Source organism: Marinobacter shengliensis (genome assembly GCF_030297115.1).
Classification (GTDB): Bacteria; Pseudomonadota; Gammaproteobacteria; order Pseudomonadales; family Oleiphilaceae; genus Marinobacter; species Marinobacter shengliensis.
Map to the genome: position 1 here is coordinate 624,027 of NZ_AP028062.1, position 23,103 is coordinate 647,129.

20 protein-coding genes are annotated in these 23,103 nt (G+C 59.1%); 9 read left to right on the plus strand and 11 right to left on the minus strand.

The features are described 5' to 3' along the window. Nucleotides 1-3: 3 nt before the first annotated feature. Nucleotides 4-237: a DUF2789 domain-containing protein gene (locus QUE75_RS02840; protein ID WP_286253492.1), complete on the minus strand. Its 234-nt coding sequence runs from the start codon at nucleotides 235-237 to the stop codon at nucleotides 4-6. A gap of 97 nt (nucleotides 238-334) precedes the next feature. Here QUE75_RS02840 and QUE75_RS02845 point away from each other — a divergent pair, with 97 nt between their 5' ends. Further along, a complete protein-coding gene (locus QUE75_RS02845) occupies nucleotides 335-3,091 on the plus strand; it encodes an ATP-binding protein (protein ID WP_286253493.1) in 2,757 nt (918 codons plus the stop codon). 2 nt (nucleotides 3,092-3,093) lie between these two features. On the opposite strand, the gene QUE75_RS02850 is transcribed toward QUE75_RS02845, so the two are convergent. Next, the gene (locus tag QUE75_RS02850) at nucleotides 3,094-3,459 is read right to left on the minus strand and encodes a hypothetical protein (protein ID WP_061332529.1); all 366 of its coding nucleotides are present in this window, start codon (nucleotides 3,457-3,459) and stop codon (nucleotides 3,094-3,096) included. 231 nt (nucleotides 3,460-3,690) lie between these two features. On the opposite strand from QUE75_RS02850, the gene QUE75_RS02855 reads away from it, so the two are divergent. Both QUE75_RS02855 and QUE75_RS02860 read left to right on the plus strand, forming a co-directional pair. Beyond that, nucleotides 3,691-4,299 carry a hypothetical protein gene (locus QUE75_RS02855; RefSeq protein ID WP_286253496.1) on the plus strand — a complete coding sequence of 203 codons (609 nt, stop codon included), beginning with the start codon at nucleotides 3,691-3,693 and terminating at the stop codon, nucleotides 4,297-4,299. A gap of 139 nt (nucleotides 4,300-4,438) precedes the next feature. Then, nucleotides 4,439-6,517 (plus strand): patatin-like phospholipase family protein, encoded by a 2,079-nt coding sequence (locus QUE75_RS02860; protein ID WP_286255587.1) that lies wholly within the window; start codon nucleotides 4,439-4,441, stop codon nucleotides 6,515-6,517. 20 nt (nucleotides 6,518-6,537) lie between these two features. On the opposite strand, the gene QUE75_RS02865 is transcribed toward QUE75_RS02860, so the two are convergent. From QUE75_RS02865 to QUE75_RS02875, 3 genes are all read right to left on the minus strand, one after another. After that, nucleotides 6,538-7,200 carry a GntR family transcriptional regulator gene (locus QUE75_RS02865; RefSeq protein ID WP_286253498.1) on the minus strand — a complete coding sequence of 221 codons (663 nt, stop codon included), beginning with the start codon at nucleotides 7,198-7,200 and terminating at the stop codon, nucleotides 6,538-6,540. 77 nt (nucleotides 7,201-7,277) lie between these two features. After that, nucleotides 7,278-8,714, minus strand: a complete 1,437-nt coding sequence (gene cls, locus QUE75_RS02870) for a cardiolipin synthase (RefSeq protein WP_286253500.1) — start codon at nucleotides 8,712-8,714, stop codon at nucleotides 7,278-7,280. Further along, entirely contained in the window at nucleotides 8,711-9,751 is a 1,041-nt protein-coding gene (locus tag QUE75_RS02875) for an AraC family transcriptional regulator (RefSeq protein WP_286253501.1), read from the minus strand. Before QUE75_RS02875 ends, cls begins: the two co-directional genes overlap by 4 nt. Before the next feature lie 387 nt (nucleotides 9,752-10,138). On the opposite strand from QUE75_RS02875, the gene QUE75_RS02880 reads away from it, so the two are divergent. The 4 genes from QUE75_RS02880 (at nucleotide 10,139) to QUE75_RS02895 (ending at nucleotide 13,637) form a co-directional block, all read left to right on the plus strand. After that, complete coding sequence (locus QUE75_RS02880) at nucleotides 10,139-10,930, plus strand: alpha/beta fold hydrolase (protein WP_286253503.1); 792 nt, start codon at nucleotides 10,139-10,141, stop codon at nucleotides 10,928-10,930. A gap of 102 nt (nucleotides 10,931-11,032) precedes the next feature. Further along, on the plus strand, nucleotides 11,033-12,118 hold the full coding sequence (locus QUE75_RS02885) for an SMP-30/gluconolactonase/LRE family protein (RefSeq protein WP_286255589.1): 1,086 nt from the start codon (nucleotides 11,033-11,035) through the stop codon (nucleotides 12,116-12,118). Then, nucleotides 12,115-12,579 carry an acyl-CoA thioesterase gene (locus tag QUE75_RS02890; protein WP_072678627.1) on the plus strand — a complete coding sequence of 155 codons (465 nt, stop codon included), beginning with the start codon at nucleotides 12,115-12,117 and terminating at the stop codon, nucleotides 12,577-12,579. Before QUE75_RS02885 ends, QUE75_RS02890 begins: the two co-directional genes overlap by 4 nt. A 77-nt stretch (nucleotides 12,580-12,656) precedes the next feature. Then, entirely contained in the window at nucleotides 12,657-13,637 is a 981-nt protein-coding gene (locus tag QUE75_RS02895; protein ID WP_286253507.1) for an NADP-dependent oxidoreductase, read from the plus strand. On the opposite strand, the gene tcdA is transcribed toward QUE75_RS02895, so the two are convergent. Continuing rightward, nucleotides 13,634-14,431: a tRNA cyclic N6-threonylcarbamoyladenosine(37) synthase TcdA gene (gene tcdA, locus QUE75_RS02900; protein WP_106694438.1), complete on the minus strand. Its 798-nt coding sequence runs from the start codon at nucleotides 14,429-14,431 to the stop codon at nucleotides 13,634-13,636. The two genes, QUE75_RS02895 and tcdA, sit on opposite strands and share 4 nt — an antisense overlap. Nucleotides 14,432-14,688: 257 nt before the next feature. Next, nucleotides 14,689-16,464, minus strand: coding sequence for an acyl-CoA dehydrogenase C-terminal domain-containing protein (locus QUE75_RS02905; RefSeq protein WP_106694439.1), 1,776 nt, complete (start codon nucleotides 16,462-16,464; stop codon nucleotides 14,689-14,691). 176 nt (nucleotides 16,465-16,640) lie between these two features. Here QUE75_RS02905 and QUE75_RS02910 point away from each other — a divergent pair, with 176 nt between their 5' ends. Beyond that, nucleotides 16,641-17,375, plus strand: coding sequence for an SDR family NAD(P)-dependent oxidoreductase (locus QUE75_RS02910; protein ID WP_286253511.1), 735 nt, complete (start codon nucleotides 16,641-16,643; stop codon nucleotides 17,373-17,375). Nucleotides 17,376-17,393: 18 nt separating this feature from the next. Here QUE75_RS02910 and QUE75_RS02915 read toward each other — a convergent pair whose 3' ends face one another. From QUE75_RS02915 to QUE75_RS02925, 3 genes are all read right to left on the minus strand, one after another. Continuing rightward, nucleotides 17,394-18,338 carry a sodium-dependent bicarbonate transport family permease gene (locus QUE75_RS02915; RefSeq protein ID WP_286253513.1) on the minus strand — a complete coding sequence of 315 codons (945 nt, stop codon included), beginning with the start codon at nucleotides 18,336-18,338 and terminating at the stop codon, nucleotides 17,394-17,396. Between the two features lie 174 nt (nucleotides 18,339-18,512). Then, a complete protein-coding gene (locus QUE75_RS02920) occupies nucleotides 18,513-19,151 on the minus strand; it encodes a ChrR family anti-sigma-E factor (protein ID WP_286253515.1) in 639 nt (212 codons plus the stop codon). Further along, on the minus strand, nucleotides 19,148-19,747 hold the full coding sequence (locus tag QUE75_RS02925; protein WP_061332542.1) for a sigma-70 family RNA polymerase sigma factor: 600 nt from the start codon (nucleotides 19,745-19,747) through the stop codon (nucleotides 19,148-19,150). The genes QUE75_RS02920 and QUE75_RS02925 overlap by 4 nt, the downstream gene beginning before the upstream one ends. 227 nt (nucleotides 19,748-19,974) lie before the next feature. Between QUE75_RS02925 and QUE75_RS02930 the strand changes: the two genes are divergently transcribed. After that, on the plus strand, nucleotides 19,975-21,021 hold the full coding sequence (locus tag QUE75_RS02930) for an AraC family transcriptional regulator (RefSeq protein ID WP_286253517.1): 1,047 nt from the start codon (nucleotides 19,975-19,977) through the stop codon (nucleotides 21,019-21,021). A 3-nt stretch (nucleotides 21,022-21,024) separates the two neighbouring features. On the opposite strand, the gene speA is transcribed toward QUE75_RS02930, so the two are convergent. Beyond that, nucleotides 21,025-22,935, minus strand: a complete 1,911-nt coding sequence (gene speA / locus QUE75_RS02935; RefSeq protein WP_286253519.1) for a biosynthetic arginine decarboxylase — start codon at nucleotides 22,933-22,935, stop codon at nucleotides 21,025-21,027. Nucleotides 22,936-23,103 lie beyond the last annotated feature (168 nt).

Consider the following 23,103-nt stretch of genomic DNA (forward strand, 5'->3'; position numbering starts at 1 on the left):
CGATCAGTGCCGCAGCAGGGCGTCCAGTTCATCAATAATCTCGGCCCAGTCGCTGTCTTCCTCAAGCCCCTCCTCAAGAAATTGCGACTGGCTTTCGGACCAGAAAGGGGCGTCCTGGATGGCAATTTCCGGAGGCAGTGGAGAATACCGGGCGATAAAACTCTCCATGCTTTTCTGATCTGATGGTAAACCAAGCTGCTGAAAAAGGACGCTTAGAGTGTGTTTGCTGGTGTCCATGAGACAGGCTTCTCCTGTGTGCGGTGAGGCAGTATGAAATCTTCCACATTTGCAGGTATTGTTCCCTGAAATGTAGTGGAACCACCGAGGATATCCAGTGAAGTCTCTTCCACAGTTATTGTATGGCCTCTTGTTTGTCCTGATTCAAGGGGTCGTGTGGGCGGAACCGCCCCAGGCTTCGCCGGCGCCGGTTCTGGGCGCTGCAGACCTGGAGTGGTTGGGCCAGCAGGATGGCTTCCGGGTGGCTGTCAGGCAGAGCCAGGTGCCGCTGGTGTTCGATACCGGTGAGGGTGCGCTGGCGGGTATCTGGATTGATTATCTCGCCCGCTTGTCAGATAAGCTTGGCGTTCCGGTTGAGCCTTTCATGGCGGTCGACCAGGGCGAAGATGCGGACCTGGTTCTGACCACCCGCATTCCGGGATCGCCGGTGATCCCGGGCCTTCGGCACACCTCACCGATGATGTCGCTGACCTATGGGATATTTGTGAATGCCGGTGACGCCGCCTACCGGACGCTGTCGGATCTGGAATCTGCCAATGTCGCGATTATTGGTGGCGATCCCAACCAGTTCCCACTGCTGGACCCGATTGATAACTTTTCGCCGGTGCCCGTCGCCAGTCTGGGTGAAGCCATCAGCCTGGTTTTGTCCGGCAAGGCCGACGCCTTCCTCGGACCGGTCCCGGTGGTCTCGGATTACCTTGAATCCGCGATGATCAATGGTATCGGTCTGGCCGTTCTGCTGGATAATCGCCCGGTGGATGTCGTGTTGCAGGTGCCGACCAGCCGTGACCGCCTTTTCCGGGTGTTTGACCGGGCCGTTCAGGCATTGAGTCACAACGAGCACCGGGATATTCGCCAGTCCTGGTTGCAGGCGAATATGCCAGCCCTTGAGGGCCGTGGCGTGGCCCTGACCGCTTCGGAACTGGAGTGGTTGAAACGCCATCCCGGGCTGAAAGTGGGTATGCGTGGCGATTGGCCACCGTTTGAATTCGAGCAAGATGGCCGCCCGGCGGGCCTTGCCTCTGACCTCGTCAAACGGCTGGAGGAGAACCTGGATGTTCGCTTCAACCGGGTGATTGCGGGCTCCCGACAGTCGGCCGAGGACATGTTGAAGGCGGGTGAAGTGGATATTCTGCCGGGTATGTCCCGCACCCCCCGAACCGAACAGGAATTCCTGTTCACCCGGGCCTATGTGTCGGTACCGATTGCCCTGGCCATCCGGGATACCGGCCGGTTCATTGGTGACCTCAGAGAGCTGCGGGACGAGCGGGTTGGGGTGGTTAACCGCCAGGCCAGTCACGACTATCTGTTGATCAATCACCCGAACCTGGATCTGTATCCGCAAAAAACGGTTGAAGAGGGGCTCCTGGCGCTGTCCAACGGCGACCTGGATGTGATGGTCACGCATATTCCGGCGGTAAGTTACACGGTTGCCCGGCTGGGCCTGTCGAACCTGCGGATTACCAGCATCACGCCCTATCAATATGACCTGCGGCTGGCGGTCAGCAAGGACAACCCGATTTTACACCGTATCCTCAACAAGGCCCTGAGCAGCCTGCCAGCATCGGAAACCGAGGCGGTGTATAACCGCTGGATACACCTGGATATCGAACAGGAAACCGACTATACGGTGGTCAGGCGCATCATTTTGATTGCCATCGTGGTGGTACTGATTTTCCTCTACTGGAACCGCAAGCTGTCGCTGGAAGTGGATGAACGGATTCGGTCCGAGAATGCCTTGCGGCGCAGCGAAGATGAACTGCGAGCGGCCAAGCTTGAGGCCGAGCGCCTGGCCCGGGAGGCGGAGACGGCGAGCAGGGCCAAGAGTGAGTTCCTGGCCAATATGTCCCATGAGATCCGAACCCCGATGAATGCGGTCATTGGGTACAGCGATCTGCTCTACAACTCGGTGACCGATCCCCAGCAGCGCAACTACCTGAACGCCATCCGCGCCGGCAGCCGCAGCCTGTTAATGCTGATCAACGACATTCTTGACCTGTCACGGATCGAGGCTGGCAAGATGCGCCTGGACTTCGGCCCGGTTTCGGTTCGCCGGCTGCTCAGCGATGTCCGGCATATCTTTGATCTGCGAGCGACCGAACAGGGCATTACCCTGGAGGTGAGCGTAGGCTCTGGTATGCCCTCGGCAATGATGCTGGATGAAACCCGGTTGCGCCAGGTGTTGTTCAATCTGGTGGGCAATGCCATCAAGTTCACCCATGAGGGTGGAGTGACAGTGCGGGCCGTGGCCAAAGAACTGGAGGAATCCACCGGCAAGGACGCGGATATCCGCTACTACCGGTTGAAAGTGACCGTGGCCGACACTGGCATTGGCATTGCGCCGGATCAGCAGGATCGTATTTTTGACGCCTTTGAGCAGCAGGAAGGTCAGAGCTCCCGGCGATACGGCGGCACCGGCCTGGGCCTGGCCATCAGTCGGAAGCTGGTGGAAATGATGGGCGGTGAACTGACGGTAAAGAGTGAACCGGATGTTGGGTCCACCTTTACTCTCGTGTTGCCCCGGGTTGAGGCCACCGTAGAGCAGGCGGAAGATGACGGGACGCCGGAGGAAGCCGAGCGGCTGCTGGCCCAGACCATGAGTATGCAGGAGCGAGGCTGGCTGCGGGAGAAGCTGGCGGAGGACTTTGGTGACCAGTGGCAGGATGTTCGTGAAAGCGGCGACCCGGAACAGATGAAAGACTTTGCGCTACGAATTGTTGAGTGGGGTCAGCGCCATCGTTCGCCGTCGGTCACCAGCTACGGCGAAAAACTGCTGGCGGATGTAGAGGCGTTCAATCTGGATGCGGTTAATACGGCCCTTGAAGCTTTCCCCAAATTGCTGGGCCAGCGTTGAGCTTAGAGGCAGTCGAACTGGGATTTGCGGTCGAACGCCACCGACACCATGTCGTACCCGGAGTCTGACAGGGAGCGAACCAGCGCCCGGTCTTTCAGCAGGGTCATGCAGACTTTGTGGACGCTGGCCTGAAGCTGCTCACTTTCCGGATTCTGCTCGGCGAGTCGGAAGTCGACGATCAGATATTTCCGGTCTACGGCGGCTTGTTCCGGGATGTCTTCCCGTTCCACGCTTTCAAAACCGATGTAGGTGGCTTCCTGGTTGGAAAAAACCTGGCTCATCAAAACGTCAAGATTTTCGGCATGTACCTGGCTGGCTGGCATCGATAACGCAACCGCGGATGCGAAGGCGTATAGTCTGGTGCGCATAACGAGCACTCCCGAAAACGGATGAGATAACTTCTATGTTACCAAGTGTAAAGTTTGGTTACGGTTGATTATTGCAGAGAGTGTCGAAAATTTCGTCATTGATTCCCGGTATTTTTCAATTGTTTGCATTTTGGACATAATTCCGCGTCGCCGGGTGTTTGCCTGCCTGCCGCAGAGCTGGTTTTCCGCTATTATGGAGCCAGAACCATTGGGAAAGTGAGAGGGATAGCCATGTTCCAGCTTGTATTCAGGGGTGAATGCGCGCCAGGTACTGATGTCGAGACTGCCCGCAACAACGCCCGGGCCCTGTTCAAGGCCAGCGTGGAGCAACTGGACCGCATGTTCAGTGGCCAGCCAGTCGTTATTCGTAACAAGCTGGAACAGGTTCAGGCAGAGAAGTACCAGGCGGTACTGCGCAAGCATGGCATGATTGCCCATGTACAACCGATGGCCGGGGCTGCCCAGGCTGCGGCCCCGGCACCGAAACCTGCGCCGGTTTCCCAGGCTGATCAGCAAGCCGAGACTGAAGCACCATCGGCCCCGCCGAAACCGGCCTCTGAGGGCAACGTGCCGGCGACCGAACCCGGAGATCGCCTACCGGTGGCCGGTGACAAAGTGGATGATATCCTCGCGGGCTCAGGCCTGACCCTGGACCCGGTGGGTGTCACCCTGGTGGAACACGAAGACCCGGAAACGCCCATGTTCGAGCACCTGGATGACTGGAGCCTGGCGCCTCCTGGCTCCGATCTGGGCGTAAAACGAGATCTGCCACCACCGATGGTTCCGGACGTTTCCCACCTTTCCCTGGCCGACGATGACAAACACCGCGACAAGAGCTGACCGGGATTTGCCTGACCGGCGGTATTATCTGTTTCTGTTGTTCATTCTGGTGCCCCTGTTGTGGGCGCCAGTACTGGCGTCAGAACCCTCAGAACGCCCGAAAGTTGGGCTGGTGCTCAGTGGTGGCGGTGCCAAAGGGATGGCCCATGTGGGCGTTCTGAGGGTGCTGGAAGAAATGCGGGTGCCGGTGGATGTGGTGGTAGGCACCAGTGCCGGCTCCGCCGTGGCGGCACTCTACGCCTCGGGTATGTCGGTATCCGAGATTGAGCAGCGGTTTCTGGAGCTGGACTGGTTGTCCAGCTTCCGCGACGACCCCGGCCGGGCGTTCAAGCCGGTCCGGCGCAAACAGGACGATTGGCGTCTGCCACTGGTGCCCGGCCTGGGGGTCAGCAGGCAAGGTGTGCACCTGGGCGGAGGCTTGGTGACCGGGCAGAATCTTGGCTTTATCCTCAATGAACTCACCCGCAATGCTGCCCTGGTTGAAAATTTCGATCAGTTACCCATTCCCTTCCGAGCCGTGGCCACCGACCTTGAAACCGGTGAAGAGGTGGTCATCGGAGACGGTAATCTTGCTGAGGCCATTCGGGCCAGCATGAGCATTCCGGGCGTTTATGCGCCAGTTGAGCGCAAGGGTCGGCTGTTGGTGGACGGAGGCGTTGCCAACAATCTGCCGGTCAGTGTAGCCCGGGAGATGGGCGCGGATGTGGTCATTGCCGTGGATATCACCGATCCGATGATGGGCGCCGATCAATTGCGGGAGGCTTTCTCGGTGGTGGGGCAACTGACTACCCTGATAACCCGCAGGAATACCGATGCCCAACTGGCACTGCTGACCGAGCAAGACGTGTTGGTTCACCCGGACCTCGAAGGCTTTGGCTCCGCCGATTTTTACGATGCGCCGGTCCTGTTTGAACTGGGTGCTACCGCCGCCCGTGAGCATGCGGTTGCTCTGAACCGGCTGTCGGTGTCTGAGGAGCAGTGGGTAGCGTACCAGTCGCGCCGTGCCGCAGGCAGTTGGGTGCCTGGGCCTGTGGTTCGGGTTGAGATCGCCCAGGGCGAGCGTCTGGCGACAGACTTCCTGAGGGAGCGGATTCGCCAGCAACCGGGGGAGGTACTGGACGTACCGGAGCTTGAGGCAGACCTGAAGCGTATCTATGGCCTTGGCTATTACGAATCCGTGGGCTGGTCACTGGCACCTACGGAAGCGGGACCGGTCCTTGTGATACGGGCGCGGGAGAAAAGCTGGGGACCTAATTACCTGTCATTCGGGCTCAACTATGAAGATAACTTTGAGGGAAATACCCGCTTCAATCTGGCAGCCGGCCTGCGCATGACCGAGCTGAACCGGTTGGGCGCCGAGTGGCTGACCGGTGTTCAGCTGGGCACCCAGCCCTGGGTCCGAAGCCAGTGGTACCAGCCGCTGACCTTCGGCTATGACCGGTTTGCCGTGGTCGGTGTGGAGTATCGACGCGACGATTACAGCATCTACGATCAGGGCCGGCGCATCTCGGAAGTGGATGTCACTTTCCGGCAAGTGGATCTGGCCCTGGGTATGGAGCTGGGAGGCAATGGTGAAGTCCGGCTGGCCTATGTGCGTGGGTATGCCTCGGTTGACGACGAAGTGGGCGTTCCGGTTGCCCCCGCCGACAATGTGCATCAGGGGCATGTCAGCCTGCAGTTGGTGCACGATTCCCTGAGCGATGCCTTCTTCCCGAAATCCGGCGCTTTTGCCGGGATTCGCGGGCGGGTGGAGCGGGAAGATCTGGGTTCAGACCGGCACTTTGATGGCGTCACGGCGATGCTGCTGGGTACTGGCACCTGGGAGCGTTTTAACCTGACCGGGCTGCTGTATACCCGCCAGATTTTCAGCGGCGATGCCGGTATTGAAAACGCCGCCCGCCTGGGTGGTTTTCGCCAGCTTTCAGCCTATGCCCCGGGGGAAATTACCGGCAACGACGCGGTGTTGGCCTCTGTGTACGGTCGGCGGGAGTTTGGTGGTCCGGTCATGCCCTGGTTTGCCGGCGCCGGTTTTGAAACCGGCAATGCCTGGGACAGTATGCGCGATGCCCGGTGGGGCGACACCGTGCGTTCCTGGAGTGCCTTTGCTGGCGTGGATACCCTGCTCGGGCCGGTGCAACTGGCCGCTGCCTACAACAACGAGGATAACTGGACCGCCTACCTGAATATCGGCTTCTCGTTTACCCAGCTGTTCTACTGACCCGTCAGCCAGCGCCAGCCTCAACCCACGTTGATGGCAGCCAGAACCTGTTCGCATTGCTGGATGGCGTATCGGTGCAGGATGTCGGCCAGGGCCGCTTCGTCCCGGTTGCCAATGGCGCGGATGGATTCTTCCATGTGCACCAGGTTGTCTTCCAGTACCTGGGCGCCGCCCTGGCGAAAGGCGACAAACGCACAGCGTTTGGCCGAAGGCCAGAGATCGTCGATGGCGGAGACGATGAAGTAGTTGTCCGCGTACACCAGCGAGGCCTTGGTGTATTCAATGCCCAGTTCCAGAAACGCCATCAGGTCGTTTTTCTGGTAGCAATCCTTCATTTGCCGGTACAGCTTCTCAAGCCGGGCCATGTCCTCGGGTTGCCACTGTCGCACCAGTTTCTGGCCGGTGTGGGTCAGGTACAGCTCGAGAATTTCATAGAGACTGCGTACAAAGTGCTCGTCCAGCGGGGTAACGAACGCCCCCTTGCGTGGCACGTTGCGCACCAGGTGCCGTTTTTCCAGCAGTAACAGCGCCTCGCGGATGGAACCATGACTGACGTCCATCTCTTTGGCCATGGAGCTTTCGTAGATGCGCTCACCGGATCTCAGCTGTTCAAAGGCAATCAGGTTTTCAATATGGCGGGCGACTTGTTCGGTCAGGGTTTCTCTGGGCTTGAATGCGTTCATGGGTTATTTGTTTACAGCAGGTGAACCGTCGGAAAGGCCATGGTCGCACAATGTTTTTGCCGGAGCCAGAATAACCGCTACAGCAACGGCGCCAGCAGTCGCACCGCGCGACAGCTGAGTCGGAAGAGGATGGATCGGTCCTGGTAGTCCCGTTCAGTCATTCTCTGGCAGTACTCAAGATCTTCCCGGAGCATGGTGTCAACCGAGCGGACAAAGTCCCCGTTGGTGTTCACCGCCGTGATCTCGAAGTTCAGGCGCATGGAGCGATTGTCCAGGTTCGCCGTGCCCACGGCAGCGTAGCGGTCATCCACCAGCACCACCTTCTGGTGCATGAAACCGGGCTGGTAGCGATAGATCCCGATGCCGGCCTGGCTGGCTTGCACCAGATAGGAATAGGCTGCCAGGCGAATAAGCCGGTTATCGGTTTTTTCCGGAATCAGGATGCGAACGTCCACCCCACGCAGCGCCGCCAGCTGCAGGGCGTTCATGATCTGGAAATCCGGAACAAAATAGGGCGACGCAATCCAGATTCGGGTGCGGGCATTGTTGATGCTGTTCAGGAAAAATAGCGTGCAGGTTTCCCAGGTATCTGCAGGCCCGGTAGGCAGTACCAGAACCTGTTGATCACCGCCGGTGTCAAAGCTCGGGTGCCAGTCCAGTTCCGGGCGGATATTACTGGCCCAGTGCCAGTCTTCCAGCCACGCCAGCTGCAACCCGGTCACGGCCGGGCCCTCAATGCGACAGTGGGTATCGCGCCAGGGTTCCTGGTCCATCGCGGTGCCCAGGTATTCGTCGCCCAGGTTAATGCCGCCAACAAAGCCCACCTTGCCATCACAGACCAGTAACTTCCGGTGGTTCCGGAAATTGATCTGGAAACGCCGGCGGCGCACGTTACCGTTGCCGAACGAAGCGATGCGCGCGCCGGCGGCTGACAGCTCGTTAAGCCAGCGCCGTGACAGCAACACACTGCCGATGTCGTCGTACAGAAACCACACCTCGACACCCTGCGCCAGCTTGCGTTCCAGAATCGCCTTGATGCGCTGCCCCACCTTGTCTGAGCGCACGATGTAGAACTCCAGCAGAATGTATTGCCTGGCATCCTCCATGGCTTCGAACAGGGCCTCAAAGGTTGCGGTTCCGTCTTTCAGCAGGGTGCACTGGTTGCCGCTGGTAAACGGCTGCCGGCTCAACTTGCACAGCACCTGCAGCTCATCGCTGAAATGTTCGTGGCCGGGGTTGGAGATCGACGTGGTCTGCTTCTCGAACTGGTCCAGCAGGGTGGTCAGGGACTGATCGCCCATCCGGCGGGCTTTGACATAACCGCCAAAGCGGCTTCTGCCGAACAGAACAAACAGTGGCACCGCGATATAGGGCAGGCCTACCAGCGCGATGATCCAGGCAATGGCCCCCTGGGCGGTGCGATAGCTGAGCAGGATCCGATAAATGCAGGCCAGGGCCGCCAGGTACAGTGCAGCAAGGGGGATGGCCAGCAGTGACAGGTTATCCGGGGTCATCTCTTGCCTTCCTGGTGGCTTGCCCTGAACTGGGCCGGTGCCACGCCGGTCCAGCGTTTGAAGGCACGGCTGAAGGCGCTGAGTTCGGAAAAGCCGAGCAGGAAGGCAATTTCTCCCAGTGCGTACTGATCGTCAGCCACATACCGAAGGGCTTTGTCCTGGCGCACCTGTTCCACCAGGTCATGGAAGCTCAGGCCTTCTTTTTTCAGCTTGCGGTACAGGGTCTGGCGGCTCATATGGCATTGCCGGGCCAGGGTGTCGGCATCAATGCGATCGGTGGCCATCTGGCGCGAAATCAGGCGGCGAACCTTGCGGCTGAACGACTTCCGCGTTTGCAGACGGGCCAGTACCGCATTGACCTGCTTCAGCATGGCGGAATAGACATACGGGTTGCGATGGGGAATCGGGTGCCCGAGGTGCTGGCTGGAGAACGCCATTCTGGTGATGCCGGCACCAAAAATAACCGGCCCGCCAAACAGTTTCCGGTACTCGCTGGCATAGCCGGGTTCCGGATGGGCCACTTCCAGCCAGTCGGCTTCAATGCCCCGGTGAATAAAATGACGGGTTCGACACAGGGCCGCCGCCAGGGTGCGATCCATATCCTGACGACAGTAGTGATCGGGGTGGTCTGGCTGCCAGGTCAGGATGGCCTGATCCGGCGTTTGCTCAAAGCTCAGGGTTACCGATTCGTTGATCAGCCGGTGCAGGCGCACGTACTGCACGACGGCCTCGCCCAGTGTGTCGCAATTGAAGAATACATGCCCGACCAGGCCCATTCGTTCAGGGTCAACAACCTGCCCGGCATGCAGTCCAACACCGGGGTCTCCAGTCAGTTGTTCCGCCAGTTCCCAAAGTTGGTAGTGAGTGCTGGCGGGAATGCGCAAATCCGGATCTTCCAGGGCTTCCAGGCTCAGGCCGGTGAGCGCCGCTACGCGGGAGCGGTCTAACAGCCCGAGCGTATCAAGGTAGTGAACCAGTGCCAGGGTGCTGGACGCCGCAACCTGCGGGGGATCGGCTTGGTCCATTTGCGCGTGCATGCCGATGGTTGGCTCCGGGTGGTTGTGTGTCAGAGTGATACAAAATGTCAAACGATTGGCACAGCCAGTCAACGGCTTGCCATAGCTTCAACGATAGCATGGTACGCATCAGGTTGAAGTAGCCAACAGGCAAAATGGAGGTGTTGTATGGAACGGGAAATCTTTGTACCCCATAACGAGGCCGAGCGTAAAAACGTTTTGGCACTGGCGGAATATCTGGACAGCATCTTCTACTGTTGATCTGTCCGTCGTAATGTCTGTGACCTTCTGGCCGGGTTTATCCCGGCTTTTTTGTGCCTGCGGTTTGTCTGCCTAATTTCTCCTTGCCCCCGAGTCTGGCGATGGTAGTGTATCCGGTTCATCCCCATCACCGGAGGCTGTCAGCGCATGACCGTTGAACTGAATCATCGTATTACCGGCCAGGGCGAGCCCCTGATCCTGCTGCATGGGCTGTTCGGCTCCCTTGAGAACCTTGGGGGTATCGCCCGCCGCCTGGAAGATGGCTGGCAGATTCACGCCCTCGATCAGCGCAATCACGGTAGTTCGCCCCACACCGACGACATGGATTACCCGGCCATGGCGGCCGATGTGGTGGCCTACATGGACGCTCACAATCTGGACAAGGCCTGGGTGCTGGGTCATTCCATGGGTGGCAAGGTGGCGATGCAGGTCGCCTTGGGTTATCCGGAACGGGTCAAGGGTATCATCGTCGCGGACATAGCACCGGTCACCTACAAAGCCCGGCATGATGCGGTTCTGGATGGCATGAAGGACCTGGACCTGGTTGGCGTAACAACTCGCCAGGAAGCGGACAAGCGCCTGGCCGAATTTGTTGAAATCCCGGGCGTGCGGCAGTTCCTGCTGAAAAACCTGGAGCGGATACCGGCAGAGCAGGCCGGTGATGGTGATCAGATGTTCCGCTGGCGCCTGAATTTGCCTGTGATTGACACTTGTTATCAGAAACTGGCCGCCGCGCCGGAGGGTGAGGGGCCATACAATGGTCCGGTGCTGTTTATCAAAGGCGCTGATTCCGCCTATATCCAAAGCAAACATCAAGACCCCATCCGGCAACTGTTCCCGGCCGCCGAACTGAAGATAATCGAGGGTGCCGGGCACTGGCTGCATGCGGAAAAGCCCGATACCTTTGCGGCTTTGTGTCGTCGTTTTCTCGGATCCTGACGGCCTGTCCTGCGTTGCCAGAAACCCGGTAATGTCTGCTAAGGTTAGGGTGCTTTGATATTGCCTACCGTCTAACAATCACCAATGGATCGGGCGCACATGATGAAATGGTTGTTGATAGGCCTGCTGGTCATCTTTCTACTGCTGGGCAGCTTCCTGCTCACGCCGTCGCCGGTTGACAGCAAGGCCTGGGAGGCACCATCGCCGCCGGCCATGACCGGTGTGCTGGCGCCCAACGAACGCCTGCGCCTGGCAGACTTGCTGGCCCGGGGCCAAGTCTATGGTCCGGAAGATACCACCATTGATGCAAACGGCGTGCTTTACACCGGTACCCAGGACGGCAAGATCGTGCGCGTGTTTCCTGATGGTACTGTAGAGAATTGGCTGGAGACCGGCGGACGGCCACTGGGTATGGTATTCGATGCCCAGGGCAACCTGATTGTCGCTGATGCCTGGAAAGGCCTGTTGTCCATCACCCCAGACGGCACCCTGTCGGTACTGACCCGCGAGGCCGAAGGCACGCCGTTCCGCTTTACCGATGACGTGGACATTGCGCCGGATGGCCGTATCTATTTCACCGACGCCAGTTCCCGCTTCCGCCAGCCGGACTACCTTCTGGATTTGCTGGAAATGCGCCCCCACGGCCGCCTGCTTCGTTATAATCCTCGTACCCGCCGTACCGAAGTCCTGCTGGCCAACATGCACTTTGCCAACGGCGTGGCGGTGTCGCCGGCGGGTGACTACGTGCTGGTTAACGAAACCTGGAAGTACCGTATCCTGAAATACTGGATCACCGGGCCCAGGGCGGGCCAGGCTGAAGTCTTTGCAGACAACCTGCCCGGGTTTCCCGATAACCTGGCCGTAGATGATCAGGGCCGCTACTGGGTCGCGTTCCCAACCTTACGCAATGCTCAGGTGGACAGCATGCATCGCAAGCCCTGGCTGAAGAATCTGGTGGCCAAGTTGCCTGACAGTCTGAAGCCCCAGCCACAGGAGTATGGGCTGGTGGTTGCCTTTGATGCCAGCGGTAAGATGATCACCAGCCTGCACGATACGCGCGGCAGCCACCTTCAGGAAATCACCTCGGTGAATCCCCATGATGGCGTTCTATACTTTGGTTCACTTCACAATGACCGTATTGGCCGGCTACCGTTGCACGCTATTCCCGGCCTTGGAGAGCAACCATGACACAGGCGCTGAACTGGGACTTGCCTGACCCGTTTACCATGACCATCACCGTTCGCCCGGAGGACACCGACCGGCTGGGGCACGCCAATAATGTGGTGTATGTGCGCTGGCTGGAAGAGGTGAGCTGGCAGCACATCGACAGCCTGGGCATGACCTGGGCCCTGCATGAAGAGACCGGCAAGGCCATGGCGATTACTCGCACTGAGCTGGATTACCTGGCCTCTGCCAATGCCGGGGATGAACTGGTGCTGGGTACCTGGCTCACCGACTGGGATGGCCGTTTCCGCTCTGCCCGGCAGTTTCAGCTGATTCGCCCGGCCGATGGCAAAACCTTGCTGCGCGCGCTCTCCACCCATGCCTGTGTCGATATGAAATCCCAGCGGCCAGCCCGGGCGCCCAAGGCCTTCGCCGAGATACTTGGCGGCGCGCTGGTAGCCGGCGGGCGGGGCCTGCCCGGTTGAGGCCGGGCCGGTAAAATTCTGCTAGTCTGAGAGTTCAGGCCGGTAACGGCACCGTTCACTGCTGTCTGGAGACACCCATGGAATCATCTGATCTGACCGAAACCGGCACCATGCGCCACGTGGTCTATGATCGCTTTGGTGAGCGTGATGTGCTGCGCGTGACAGAATCGCCCATTCCGCAACCGGGTGAGGGCGAGGTGCTTGTTCGCGTACACGGAGCCGGCCTCAATCCCATCGACTGGAAAACCCGTAAGGGCATGGGATTCGTCGCAACCCAGATAGAAAACAGTCTGCCCTGGACGCCCGGTTACGACGCGGCGGGTGAAGTGGTGGACGTGGGTGAAGGCGTGACCACGCTGGTGCCGGGCGACCGGGTGATGGGCATGATCGGTTTCCCGGTCACTGGCGGAGCCTACGCCGAGTACGCCATTGCCGACGCTGAAGATCTCGCCATTGTGCCGGAAGAGCTGGACCTGATCGCGGCTGCCGGCGTGCCCCTTGCTGCGCTCACTGCCTGGCAGGCCTTATTTGAGGTGGCGGAGCTGGAGTCTGGCCAGAAAATCCTGATTCATGCCGGGGCCGGCGGTGTTGGGCACTTTGCGGTTCAGTTTGCCCTGGAGCGGGGCGCCCACGTCATCGTGACGGCGTCCTCCCGTAACCGGGATTTCCTGGCGGAACTGGGGGTACATGAGGTGATCGACTACCACACCACCGACTTCACCGAAGAATGCTATGGCCTGGATGTGGTGCTGGACCTGGTAGGGGGAGAGACCGGCAAGCGTTCCCTGCAAACCCTCAGTGATTCCGGCGTGCTGGTAACCATCCCCACGGTGACCGCCGATGAAGTGGTCAGCGCCGCAGAAGCCATGGGCGTTCGAGCCCACGGCATGCGCTCACGGCCGGATGCCTTCCATCTGGATGAAATCGCCGAGTTGATTGAAGACGGTGATGTGAAGGTCCATGTTGAGCAGGTATTTTCCCTGGACCAGGTACAGGCAGCCCACGAACTGCTGGAAGGCGGTCATGTGCGGGGCAAGCTGGTGCTGGATTGCCGTTAATCGGCCTGATTGGCTTTGCGGGCAATCCGGTTCAATAACCGGGAGGCGGCAAAGAAACCAAAACTGGCGGTTACCGGGCTGGCTGCGCCGAAGCCAGAGGCGCAGTCAAGCCGCACCGGACCCTCGGTGGCCGGCTTCTGAAGGCACACCTCGCCATCGGCGGCGGGGTAGGTGAGCTGTTCCAGTGAATACACCGCCTCAATTCCAAAACGCCGCTTTGGATTCCGGGAGAACCCGTACTCCCGGCGCAGCATATTGCGCACCTTTGCCAACAACGGGTCCTGGGTGGTCTTGCTCAGGTCGGCCACCTGAATCTGGGTTGGGTCCATCTGGCCGCCGGCCCCGCCGGCACAGACAATCGGAACCTTACGCCGCTGGCAATGGGCAATCAGCGCTGCTTTCGCCTTCACGCTGTCGATGGCGTCCACCACCCCGGTCATATCCTCGGTAATCAACTCTGCCACGTTCTTGGTGGTTAAAAACCCGAAATGCACGCGGATATCCGCCTGGGGGTTGATGGCCTTCAGCCGCTCGGCCATGGCATCGGTCTTGGTGTGGCCATACTGGCCCTCCAGGGCATGCAGCTGGCGGTTGGTGTTGGACACACAGATGTCGTCCATGTCGATCAGGGTGAGCGTGCCGATGCCGCTGCGAGCCAGCGATTCAGCGGCCCAGGAGCCAACACCACCGAGGCCGACGATGGCTATGTGGGCATTACGGAAGGCGTTCAGGGCCTTGCGGCCATAGAGGCGCTCTATGCCGCCAAAGCGGAACGGATAATCATCGGCGGTCATTCAGCCTCCGGAATGCAGGGAAAAAAGAGAAGCGCATTGTAACCGAGACTGCCGCAGGCGGGAAAACGCGATAAAAAAAGCCGCGCAAGAGCGCGGCTTCAAGAAGGTACCCGGCTCGGCAAGAGGCGGGTTGGACTAGTTCAGAGACACTAATCAACGTGACTATTATCAAGTTCTGATCTGTCTTTAAGAAGGTCAGAAGTTGCCAATTACCGGTCATTTTCGGCCAGCCATTTTGGCCAGACGGGTATTGCCGTTTAAGCCACCCAGTGCTCGTCTTCAAACGCCATCAGGCTGTCTTTGCCGGTCTGGATGTCTTTTAGCAGCCAGTCCACTTCAGGCATCAGCTTCTCGAAATAGTAGCGGGCGGATACCTGCTTGCCCTCAAGCAACGGCTTATTACCCTCTCCGAGTTGCAGCTGCTGGCCTGCGACGCCGGCCATGCGAGACCACAGATAACCGATCACGGTCAGGGCCATAATCCGCAGGTACGGGGTGGCGGCAGCGCCGGCCTGTTCCGGATCTTTGGGGGCATTCTGGGCCAGCCACATGGTGGCCTGCTCCAGACTCTTCAGCGCAACCTTGAGTTCTTCGCGGTACGGCGCCTCCGGGTTGTCCTTCAGGTATCCGGTCAGTTCTGCGAACAGGGCGCGAACCAGTTGGCCTCCCTTGAGGGACAGCTTCCGGCCCACCAGGTCCATCGCCTGGATGCCGTTGGTGCCCTCATAGATGCGGGCAATACGGCCGTCCCGAACCAGCTGCTCCAGCGGCCAATCCTGGGTGAAGCCAGAGCCGCCCAGAACCTGCTGGCCCCAGTTGGCGTTGTTATAGCCTTCGTCGGTCAGGAAGGCTTTAACCACAGGCGTCAGCAGCTGCACCAGGTCATCGGCGTTTTCACGCACGCTTTCATCCGGGTGAGCCACGGAAAGATCCAGCTGGTGGCCAGTGAACAGCGCCAGCGCCCGCATACCTTCATTCAGCACCTTCTGGCGCATCAGCATGCGGCGTACGTCCGGGTGCACAATAATCGCATCAGCAGGGCCGTTCGGGTTCTTGGGGCCGCTCAGGGAGCGGCTTTGCAGGCGCTCCCTGGCAAACGCCAGGCTTTCCTGGTAAGCCATCTCGGCCAAGCCAAGGCCCTGCATGCCCACCATCAGCCGGGCTTCATTCATCATGGTGAACATGGCGCTCATGCCCTTATTGGGCTCGCCTACCAGCCAGCCTTTGGCGCCTTCAAAATTCATCACGCAGGTGGCAGAGCCCTTGATGCCCATCTTGTGCTCAAGGCCACCACAGAAGGCGGGGTTGCGCTCGCCGGAATCCGGCAGGAACTTGGGCACCACAAACAGGGAGATGCCCTTGGTGGTGTCCGGTGCGCCCGGCAGCTTGGCCAGTACCAGGTGTACGATATTGTCGACCAGGTCGTGCTCACCGCCGGTGATCCAGATTTTGGTGCCCTCGATGGCGTAGCTGCCGTCGTCATTCGGTGTGGCCTTGGTGCGGATCAGGCCCAGATCGGTGCCGCACTGGGGCTCGGTCAGACACATGGTGCCGGTCCACTCGCCGGAAATCAGTTTTTCCAGATAAGTCTGCTTCAACTCCTCGGAGCCGTGCGCATACAGGGCGCTGATGGCACCGTGGGTCAGGCCGGGGTACATGCCCAGGGACAGGTTGGTGGAGCACACCATTTCGTCCACGACAAACTTCAGGGTGTGGGGCAGGCCCTGCCCGCCGAATTCCAGTGGTGCATCCAGAGCGGTCCAGCCACCTTCCACAAACTTCTGGTAGGCCTCTTTGAAGCCGTCAGGTGTCTTGACCGATTTGGTTTCCGGATCGTAGCTGCAACCCTGGCGGTCGCCAATCTGGTTAGTAGGCTGGATGACCTCTGACGCCAGTTTGCCGGCTTCATCGATCACCGCCGAAATCAGATCCGGAGTCGCATCGGCGTACTTTTCCAGTTCGTGCAGTTTGTCTGCGCCCAACACATCAAACAACAGAAAGCGAAGATCGTTCGCTGGTGCCTGGTATTGCATGGATACTCTCCTGTTTGGATTTAGCAGTCTGAATGACTGCCGGATGTCGTTGTTTCAATCCGGAAGTGTCTCTTCATACGAGCGTTTGAATTTTTTGGTTTGCTGGCTGGTGGCCCGAAGGCATTGAATTTTCGTATCACCGGCATGGTATCCATTGATAGTGGAAGGGCGTGGGAATGACGATCGTGATTGCCGGTATATCCGGTGCAATTGGTGCGGCGCTGGCGAAACGCTATCTGGAGACTTGCCCGGCCCAGGCCGTCATTGGTCTGTGTCGTGATCCGCGGCGGGCACCGGACGATCTCAGGAATCATCCCGGTGTGAGATTGCTCGCCTGGGATGCGGAAGATGAGAAGCGGCTTGATAAAGCCGAGTTGAAAACGGCATTGGACGATTCCGGCCCAATCGTCACTGTGATTTACGCCGCTGGCCTGCTGCATGATGACCGGCTGTTTCCCGAAAAGCGATTGGACGACGTGGCGGCCGTTAACATGGCCCGCGCTTTCGCGGTCAACGCCACCGGATTTGCCTTGCTGATCCAGACGTTGCTGCCCTGGCTGCGGCATCGTGAGTTCAAGCGCGTGGCGGCCATCTCGGCCAAGGTGGGGTCGATATCCGATAACGGGTTTGGCGGCTGGTACGCTTATCGAAGTTCAAAAGCCGCCCTGAACATGCTGGTGCGGAATCTTTCCATCGAACTGCCTCGTCGGTGCAAGCCCATTGCCTGCGTGGCGCTGCATCCGGGGACCACCGAGTCGACCCTGAGTGCACCGTTCAGCCAGTCATTGTCCAAACTGACGGTACATAAGCCCTTGCAGACGGCTGATAACCTGATCCGGGTATTGGGCGCCCTGGACGACAGCAGTAACGGTCGGTTCTTCAGTTGGGATGGTTCGGAGTTACCCTGGTAGGCGGCGCCAGGCGGGACACTATAGCGGCACCGCCCAGCTGAGCATGGAGTAATAAAGCCCGATGCCGACGAGCACATTGAATGGAAAGGTGACGCCCAGGGAAGCCAGCATAGCCAGGCCGATATTGGCATCGGGAACGGCGTGGCGAATCGCCACCGGTGCGGCGATGTAGGACGCACTGGCGGTGAGCGTTGCGAGGATGACGATAGAGCCGGTGTCGAGCCCGAGCAGGGTGCCCACCGTTAGCCCAGCCACCGACAGCACGGGGGGCATCGCAAGCCCAAACAGTACAACCCGCCAGTGGATCAGCTTCAGGTTGCGCAGGGTTTCGGCGGCCACCAGCCCCATCTCCAGCAGGAACAGCGACAGAATGACGGAAAACGCACTGGTCAGGGGGGCGGTGACGCCGGTGCCCTGTCCGGGCCCGTAAAGCGCTCCAATGACCACACCACCCACCAGCAGGATAACGCTTCGGTTGGTCAGGGTTTCCTGCCAGAGCGGCGTGCTCTTGGAATCGCCCGTGCGTTTGCCAAAACGCCGGTAGAACCAGAGCCCGACCATGATGGCCGGTAACTCCAGAAGTACCAGATAGAGCGTGACCTGGCCGCCGGAGCTGAGGCCGCGAGTTTCAACCCACGCCAGGGCGACGGCAAAAGTGCCGGCACTGACCGAGCCATAGTGGGCGGCGAAACTGGCGGTGTCGGCGATTGAAAGTCCGACGCCGTAACGCAGGATCGGGATCATCAGCAGGGGTAGCGCAAAGCCCAGGCCTGCTACCGCAAGCATTTCCAGAAGCAGGCCTGGTGCCAGGTTCCCGTACAGGGCCATTCCGCCCTTCAGGCCAATGGTGAGCATCAGCAGCAGGCTGAGAATGTCGTAGGCTTCTCGAGGAATGGACAGGTCAGATTTGACGGTTCCTGCTACCAGGCCGAGCAGGAAAAACATGACGATGATGTCGGGCATGTGTCAGCTGTTGCGTTTTGAATGGTGCTGGAGTTGTTACCTACTATGGATCAGTTTAGGGGGATGGGCGCCCAAGTCAATTAAACCATTACCGGATTGCGATAACGGATCTTCGGTCGCCACAAAAAACGGAGGCAACCTGCCTCCGTTTCTCACTGGACTGATCAACTAAACTTACCGAATGAACGGATTCAACATTCTGGTGAAGGTGCCCGTCAGCTTGACCGGGGCGCTCAGCACAGACAATGTAATGCAGTCTTCACACCCTACGGCAACGGGCCTGTGCTCGTCCTGCTCATTCAACACCACGAAATCCCATTGGTTGAACACGCCCTTCTGGTCGGCGAACGCACCCTGCAGCACGATCGTTGTCTCATCACCGCGGTGAGTGTGGGCCGGGGCCTTGCCGCCTGCCACCAGTTTCTGCAGTACCACCCGCTCACCCTGACCGGGAAACTTTTCCGAAATATCCAGTACGCTGACATCGCCCAGCTGACGTTTCCAGGGCAGCTCGTTGATGTCCTGACCAAGCAACTTCTGCAGCGGGCTCAATCGCGGTGCCTGCACAGCCGGTGAAGTATCCTGGGGGGCTGAGTCAATACGTGCCATCAACTGCTCGAAACTGCTATCCGACACAGTGACCTTGGGCTGCTGTTCCATCATCACCGCGCCCAGGCTGTTCAGGGTGTCCACCCGGCTCCGACAGTGTGGGCACTGCTCAAGGTGCAGCCGGATGCAGAGAGCATGGGGCTCAGTCAGATTGCCAGCGCTGTATTCCATCAGGCTGAGACTGTCGGGGTGGTGCCGTGTCATACGTTCTGATCCTGCAAAATCACTTTTAACTTGTTCAGTGCCAGGCGTACCCGGCTCTTCACGGTTCCCAGGGGGATCTGAAGTTCATCCGCCACCATCTGGTGAGACTTATGCTCCATGTACACCTTGGCGATGACGGTAATCTGCTCTTCCGGTAACTGGCTGAGAGACTCACGAATCCGGCGCTCTGACATCAAACGGTGCAGGGACGTCACCGGCTCATCCTCATTATCGCCAGGAATCTGCCACAGATCCTCGGTTTCCACTGCCATTTCAGCGCTGGTCCGCTGCATTTTTCGCAGCATATCAATCCGCTGGTTACGGGCAATGGTAAAGATCCAGGTAGACGCCGCAGCCTTACGCCAGTCATACAGGCAGGAGCGGCGCCAAATGGAAATGAACACTTCCTGCACCAGTTCCTCGGCGTGGCTGGCCATGCCGTTAGAAATGGCGTAGTACTTTATCTGCGGCGCAAAGTGTTCGAACAAAGCGTGGTATGCAGCTCTATCCTGGTGTTTGCCTACTTTTTCCAGCAAGACACCCCAAGGGTCCTTTCGGCCCTCGGCTTTCGCTGGTTGCTGATCCAGTGTGGTCACCGGACGCTCCTTGACAGTCGCATGAGTTGAGCTGATTACAGTCATCATTCTAGGCACTCGCCGCTGGTTTGTCAGTCTGGTTATTTACGGGAGGCTGCAAGAAGTGGATTGCCTTGAGTGAAAAAAATCTGGCCGCATTGTCGGCGGAGTTGTGTCAGTGGAGTGATTGCCGGATCCCAGAGCAGGCGCTAGTCTGACAACCATAATAACGACTCAAAGTTCAAACCATGAACGCACTGCTTTCCGGCGGCACCCTGCCGGTTATCCGGGCCCATTACGCCGAGATTCTTTGCCAGCTGGCAGAGGAGCGGGGTGTTGCCCAGCAAGAGCTGGTCAGCGCTGCTGGTATCCGCCAGCCACAGCTGAGCCACCCGGATAATTTCATTACCCTGGACCAGTTCACTGAGCTGTGTCGTCAAGCCTTTGTTCGCTGCAAGGACGACAGCCTGGGGCTGGAGTTTGGCCGGCGCCTGAAATTTACCGCCCATGGTGCGCTGTCTCAGGCCGCCATCAGCTGCGACACGCTCGAGCAGGCGCTGCGGGTGTTGATCAAATATTTCCGGATTCGTTTTGCCTACATGGCCCTGTCGTTTTTTATCGAAGGCGATGAAGCTGTCATTCAGCTCGATATCAAGCACGACACCCGGGATTTACATCGTTTCAACATCGAGGTGGTCCTGGCTTCCCTGATGGAAGTGAACAACCTGCTGTTTGGTCAGCGGTTGTTGGAGGGCGGGCGGTGCCTGGTGGACTACGAGCAGCCAGCCAATGTGGGGCCTTACCAGCCGCTGTTTGGCAATGCCGTGAGTTTCTGCACCGGTGTTAACCAGCTCCGCTTCCAAAAGCAGTTTCTGCACCTGCCGTTATCGTTGTCCAATCCTGTGGCTCGTCGCGTGGCTGAGGCTCAATGCGAGGAAGAAATGCGGCAGATGGAGGCATCCACCTCGGTCACGGAACGAGTAGTCAGGATGCTGGAATCGATTCGTGACGGCCGCCTGTTGAGTCTGGAGGATGTGGCCGGGCAGTTACATGTGTCTGCTCGCACTCTGCGGCGCCAGCTGGCTGCAGAAGGCGCCCGTTTCCAGCTGCTACAGGAAACCGTGCGCCATCAACGTGCGCTGGATTGTCTAAGGCGACACTCACCCCTGAGTATCGACGACATTGCGGAACACCTGGGTTACAGCGACCCGTCCAATTTTGGCCGGGCCTTTCGCAAGTGGGAGGGTATCTCACCCTCGGCCTGGCGTCGGCTACACCAGGCCGAGGGCGACTGAAGGCTATTCCTCCAGGTAAGTGTAGCCCTCAAGACCGGCTTTCAGTTCGCCCAGTAATCGGTCCTGTGTGGATTTATCCAGGTTGCTGGCGGCAAACTTATCCTGGTAGGACTTGATCAGGTTCTCCGGCTCAAAGTTGACGTAACGAAGCACCTTGGCGACGGTGTCGCCGGTAATGGGCTTGCCAATGTCATACTCGCCCTGGTCGTTCAGCCGCACATCCACCGAGTGGGTATCGCCGAACAGGTTGTGCATGTCTCCCAGGATCTCCTGATAGGCGCCGGTCATGAAGAACCCCATCAGCAGTGGCTCGCCCTCCTTTTCCTCCGGCAATGCCAGGGTGGTTTCGATGCCCTGGCCGTCCACGTACTGGTCAATCCGGCCATCCGAATCACAGGTAATGTCCTGAATCACCGCGCGCCGGCTCAGCGGACGGTTCAGGCCATTGATCGGCATCACCGGAAAGATCTGGTCAATGCCCCAGACATCCGGCAGGGACTGGAACAGGGAAAAGTTAACAAAGAGCTTTTCAGCAAGCTTTTCGTTGAGTTCGTCGATGATTTCCCGGTGCGCCCGGCTGCCGCTGTCCAGCTGAACCCGAAGCAGGCGGCAGCAGGTGGTGTAGAGAGTCTCGGCCTGGGCTCGTTCGCTGAGTGACAGCAGACCATGGGCGAACTGGGCGTGGACATCGTTCATCGCATGCAGCACATCGTGGTAAATCTCGGCCAGTGACCGGGGTGAGTGATCATCCTGCAGGCTGAGAAGGTCGCGCCAAAGGTCATGCAGTGGTGCTGGTGCGTCTGCTTCGGGCTCAGTGACTTCCCGATGGTCTGGAGATTCCCGATCAATCACGTTGGTGACCAGTACCGAGTGGTGGGCTGTCAGGGCCCGGCCGGATTCACTGATCAGGTCCGGGTGGGGAATGCCTTGGCGATCGCATTCGGCTTGCAGCACATGCACCACGTTATAGGCGTATTCAAACACGCTGTAATTCATTGAGCAGCTGCTGCGGGAGCGGGTGCCCTCATAGTCCACGCCCAGGCCGCCGCCGATATCCACGGTGCCGACGGGTGCGCCCAAATGGTGCAGTTCTGTGTAGAAGCGGGCGCATTCCTTCAGGCCGGTCTGGATATCGCGGATGTTGGCAATTTGTGAACCCAGGTGAAAGTGCAGCAGCTGCAGGGTACCCAAAGCGCCGGCCTGTTTAAGGGTATTGACCACATCCAGAACCTGGCTGGCGGACAACCCGAACTTGGATTTTTCGCCGCCGGTGTTCTGCCAGTTACCTTTGCCAATGGTGGCCAATCGTGCCCGCACTCCAATCAGCGGTGATACCTCAAGACGCTCAGCCTCTTCCAGTATCAGCGGCAGCTCCGATTGCTTCTCCACCACGATAAACACCCGGTGGCCCAGCTTCTGGCCGATCAGGGCCAGGCGAATGTACTCACGGTCTTTATAGCCGTTGCAGACAATCACTGACCCCGCCTTGGGGGCAAGGGCCAATACCGCCATCAATTCCGGCTTGCTACCGGCTTCGAGCCCGACCTGTCCGGCCGAGGCGGCGGGTTGTGCCGCCAACAGCTCTTCCACAACCCGTCGCTGCTGGTTCACTTTGATCGGGTAGACCGCGGTATAGCGGCCCTGGTAGCCCTGTTCAGCGGTCACCTTGTTGAAGGCGCCGCAAAGCTTGTTCACCCGGTCGTGCAGTATGTCGGTAAAACGGATCAGCACCGGCAGGGCAACGCCGGACTCGGCCAGAGACCGGGTCAGGTCAGGAAGGTTGATTCGGGCTGTGGTCCGCCCCCGGTCTGGGCAGATCTCGACTTCACCCCTGGGAGTCACCGCGATGTAGCCATCACTCCAGTGAGCGATGTTATAAACCTTGTGGGCAGGTAAGGCTGTGGTTTCAGGCATTGTTGCTATCCTGTCAGGAAACCGGAATGGCCCGCAGGCCGTTGTCAGGCTGCATTGTAGGACCTGACAGGCCGGATCGAAAGGATTGCCGGGCCACGAGTGGCCTGAAATGTGAAAAATACGTGGCGGCGAAGGGGAATAGTACTTTGGCTACGGCCGTGGGCCCCC